This window comes from Kocuria sp. CNJ-770 (genome assembly GCF_001942375.1).
GTDB classification, from domain to species: Bacteria; Actinomycetota; Actinomycetes; order Actinomycetales; family Micrococcaceae; genus Kocuria; species Kocuria oceani.
Genome location: NZ_MKJW01000007.1, coordinates 3,053 through 6,609 on the forward strand (window position 1 = coordinate 3,053; position 3,557 = coordinate 6,609).

The window sequence follows — 3,557 nt, forward strand, 5'->3', positions numbered from 1 at the left end:
GCCTAAGTGTCACGGTGCCTAAGTGTCACGGTGCCTAAGTGTCACGGTGCCTAAGTGTCACGGTGCCTAAGTGTCACAAAAACATTCAATGCCGGCAGATGCACCTGTGCGAAGGCAGGCTCGTGCCCGCATGAGCCGGGCGGAGGTGGCCAGCCTCGATGAGCTCCGTGCCACGGGGTTGTTCCTGGAGCCGTTGATCCCGGACCGGGCCATCGTCCAAGAGGTACGGATTTCGGGGGAGTGGTACGGCCAATACCGCAAGGGCTCCCGCGTGCTGGAGGCTTACACCGCGATCGCGAAGAAGGTGCTGCGATGAGTGAGAAGCCCGAGCGCCCCGCCTCGCTGGCCCGCCGCTGGCCCGGCCCGGCACCGGATGAGCACATCGACCCGGTCGACTACACACCCCACGCGCTACCTCACCCCAGCCTGCGACACCGGTGGTGTCGTCCCCGCCGGTGCAAGCGGCACCGGCGGCTGCACCTAAGCGCGGCCGGGGCCGGCCGCGCCGGGAACCCACGATCCAGCTGGGTGTACGGGTGACCCAGGACGTCTCCGATCTGATCGAGGAGCTCACCGAGCACGACGGCACCGCCAGAGCGGTGATCGAGAACGCCGTGCGCGCCTACGCCCAACAGCTCAACCGATAACACCCGGCCCCCGGTGGGGGAGGGGGGCGGCTGCGGGCGGCTTTCCCATGGTCGGCGAGGAAGGAACCCGGCTCACCGGTGATGGTGGGCCGGGTTCTCTTCTTCTGGTGACAGACGGCGGGATGGGGTGGGTGGTCCCATGGGTCTTCGAACGACGCGGGTGCCCGCGCAGCTGCCGTAAGGAGCCAGGGCCAACCCCCAGCAGGGGTCGGTATCGGGGGCCAAAGGGGCAACCAGCGCTGTCCAGGCTGGACGCGGGGCGTCCCGGCGGCACCGTGCCGGATAGGGGCCGTCAGCCCGTCACCGGCTGCTCACCGTGCGGAGGGGCCACGGTGAGGGCCCTCGTGCTCGAGGACTGCCCCGAGAAGCTTCGCTGCGGTATCGCAGCGGTGGCCGGCCAGCACCGGCCCGCCGTCACGGAACGCCCGGAAGACGAACTGCTGTCCGGTGGGGGAGTGGGGGTCTACTGGGCGGCGTAGTAGGCGTCTTTGACGGACTGGTGAATGCGGCCGCGATCGGAGACCTCATAACCGTTCTCCTTCGCCCAGGCCCGGATCTTCGCCGTCTCCGGGTTGCCCCCGGTGGAGGAACGGGGCCCGGTGGTCCGGGCGGACTTGCCCTGGGCCCGCCGGCCGGAAGCGGCGAAGGGGCGCAGGGCCTCCCGCAGCTTCTCCGCATTCGCGGTGGACAGGTCAATCTCGTACTGCCGGCCGTCCAGACCGAACTGGACGGTCTGATCAGCAGGACCGCCCTCGAGGTCGTCCTCCAGAATGATCTTTACGCTCTGGGCCATCACAACACCTTTCTCTTGGCTTCCTCATGTTGTTCGCCGAAATACGCTCACGGTTGGGAACGCTGGCACCGAGCCACCTCCCGCAGGTTTTGAAACGAGTTGACGAGATGGAGATCGGAGATTGCCGTGAGCGTCTTCACTGACCGGTCCACTCTAGCGATAAATTCGAGCGTTGGGTCTTGGGCGCGAACGAAGTGGCTCTATCAGGATGTGTCTGCTGATGGGTCCGTTAATAACTACCCCACACCCCCCTCAGAGGCGGGGAACTCAGGGCGCCAATGGGAAGTTCCGGTAAATTCAGCAAAAGATAGATGAATGCCACCCGGGGCGGGTCATGCAGCTATTGCCTCGCTTACGCCTGTCATGGCAGTACGTTCCTGGTTGCCAAGGCATAGCGGGATGCTAGTGCCGCGTCATGCCTGAGGCGGTGGGGCCAATGTAAGCCGAGAACACTTTGCTCGTGGATGAACGGCGTGGCGGGGCGGGCGGGATAGCGTCTTAGGTATGCCCCCCACTCTCACTCAGCAGGCACGACTCGACATCCTTGAGCGGCTCGTCAGTTCCCCGGCCTTTCGCAGCGAAGCGACGATCCAATCGGACGTGCGAATGTTCTTGCTGGACCCTGAGCTGGGTCTTGCGGAGGAGCAACTCGAGGTGGAGCTGGAAGCCCAGGTGGGGCAGCGCCGGCGCATCGACATCGAGGTCGGGTGCACGGTCATCGAGGTGAAAAAGTCCCTGGATAGCCAGTCCGTTATGGCCGCAGCCACTGAGCAGCTGGCCGACTACGTGCTCACCCGCACCCGGGAGGTCGGCGCCCGGTATGTCGGGGTGCTCACGGATGGGCGACAGTGGATCGCCTTCCACGAAGTCGACGGGGTGCTGCGGGAAGCAACCCGCCACGCAGCCACCGTCGGCGCAGCTGGGGCGGCGGCCTTGCTGTCCTGGCTGGAAGGGGTCCTGGCCACCAGGACTGGGGTGCGCCCCACTCCGAAGGAGATCGCCCAGCGTCTGGGGGCTGGCAGTTCCTCCCACGCCTTGGATTTCGCGACCCTGCAGTCCCTTTACCGTGACAGCAAGCACCTGCCGACCGTGCAGCTCAAGCGCCAGCTGTGGTCGAAACTGCTGCATTCGGCCTTGGGTACCCAGTTCACCGACGACGATGAGTTGTTCCTGGAGCACACCTTGCTGGTGAACTCCGCGGAGATCATTGCCCACCTCCTGCTCGGGGTGGACGCCACGCAGTTGCCTCCGGCCAGCCTGCTCTCCGGTTCCCAGTTCGCCCAGGCCGGACTGTACGGGGTCGTCGACCGGGACTTCTTCGACTGGGTGCTGGAGGTGCCTGGGGGTGAGGGCTTCGTGACTTCCCTGGCCCGTCGGCTGGCCCGCTTCGACTGGTCCGCGGTGGAGCACGATGTGCTGAAAGTCCTGTACGAATCGGTCATCCCCGCCACCACCCGTAAGGCCCTGGGGGAGTACTACACCCCCGACTGGCTCGCCTATGAGGTGGTCCAGGAAGCCGTCACTGATCCGCTGACTCAGCGGGTGCTGGACCCTTCCTGTGGTTCTGGATCTTTCCTGTTCTACGCGGTGCGCCGCTATCTGTCCGCCGCAGAGGAAGCGGGGATGAGCCTGACCGAGGCGATGCACCAAGTGTCCTCGAAGGTCATGGGTATCGATTTGCACCCGGTGGCCGTGGCCCTGGCCCGGGTCACCTACCTGCTGGCGTTGGGACGGGACCGCCTCAACGCCCCAGACCGCGGGGAGCTGTCCGTGCCGGTGTATTTGGGCGACAGCATTGGCTGGGACCAGCACGAGGACCTTCTCAGCGTCGGGCACCTGGTCATCCAGACCGATGAGGGCGACCAGCTGTTCCCCACCGAGCTGCGCTTTCCCGACCACCTTCTCGATGACGCCGCCCGTTTCGATGAGCTCGTCGAAACCCTGGTTACTGAATCCGGTCGGGCCGCGGACACCCGTACCAACAAGCTGAGCGAGGGCACCCTGCGTCGTCTGGCTATTGGAGCAGGCGACGTGGCGGCGCTCAACGAGAACTTCATGCGCCTGAAGCAACTGCATGAGGCCGGGCGCAACCACATCTGGTCTTACTACATCCGCAA

3 protein-coding genes are annotated in these 3,557 nt (G+C 65.4%); 2 read left to right on the forward strand and 1 reads right to left on the reverse strand.

Going from position 1 to position 3,557, the window contains the following annotated elements; all coding sequences use genetic code 11:
* Nucleotides 1-145 precede the first annotated feature (145 nt).
* Nucleotides 146-316 carry a hypothetical protein gene (locus tag BJF77_RS00210; RefSeq protein WP_222844932.1) on the forward strand — a complete coding sequence of 57 codons (171 nt, stop codon included), beginning with the start codon at nt 146-148 and terminating at the stop codon, nt 314-316.
* Between the two features lie 794 nt (nt 317-1,110).
* Here the strand turns inward: BJF77_RS00210 and BJF77_RS00215 are convergent.
* Nucleotides 1,111-1,440, reverse strand: a complete 330-nt coding sequence (locus tag BJF77_RS00215) for an Lsr2 family protein (protein ID WP_075870940.1) — start codon at nt 1,438-1,440, stop codon at nt 1,111-1,113.
* 504 nt (nt 1,441-1,944) lie between these two features.
* Between BJF77_RS00215 and BJF77_RS00220 the strand changes: the two genes are divergently transcribed.
* Nucleotides 1,945-3,557, forward strand: a 1,613-nt coding sequence (locus BJF77_RS00220; RefSeq protein WP_158041135.1) for an N-6 DNA methylase, incomplete at its 3' end; no start/stop codon positions are given.

Excerpts from the sequence above, each read along its gene's own strand:
- BJF77_RS00215 (WP_075870940.1), bottom strand. The coding sequence starts at position 1,440 with ATGGCCCAGAGCGTAAAGATCATTCTGGAGGACGACCTCGAGGGCGGT.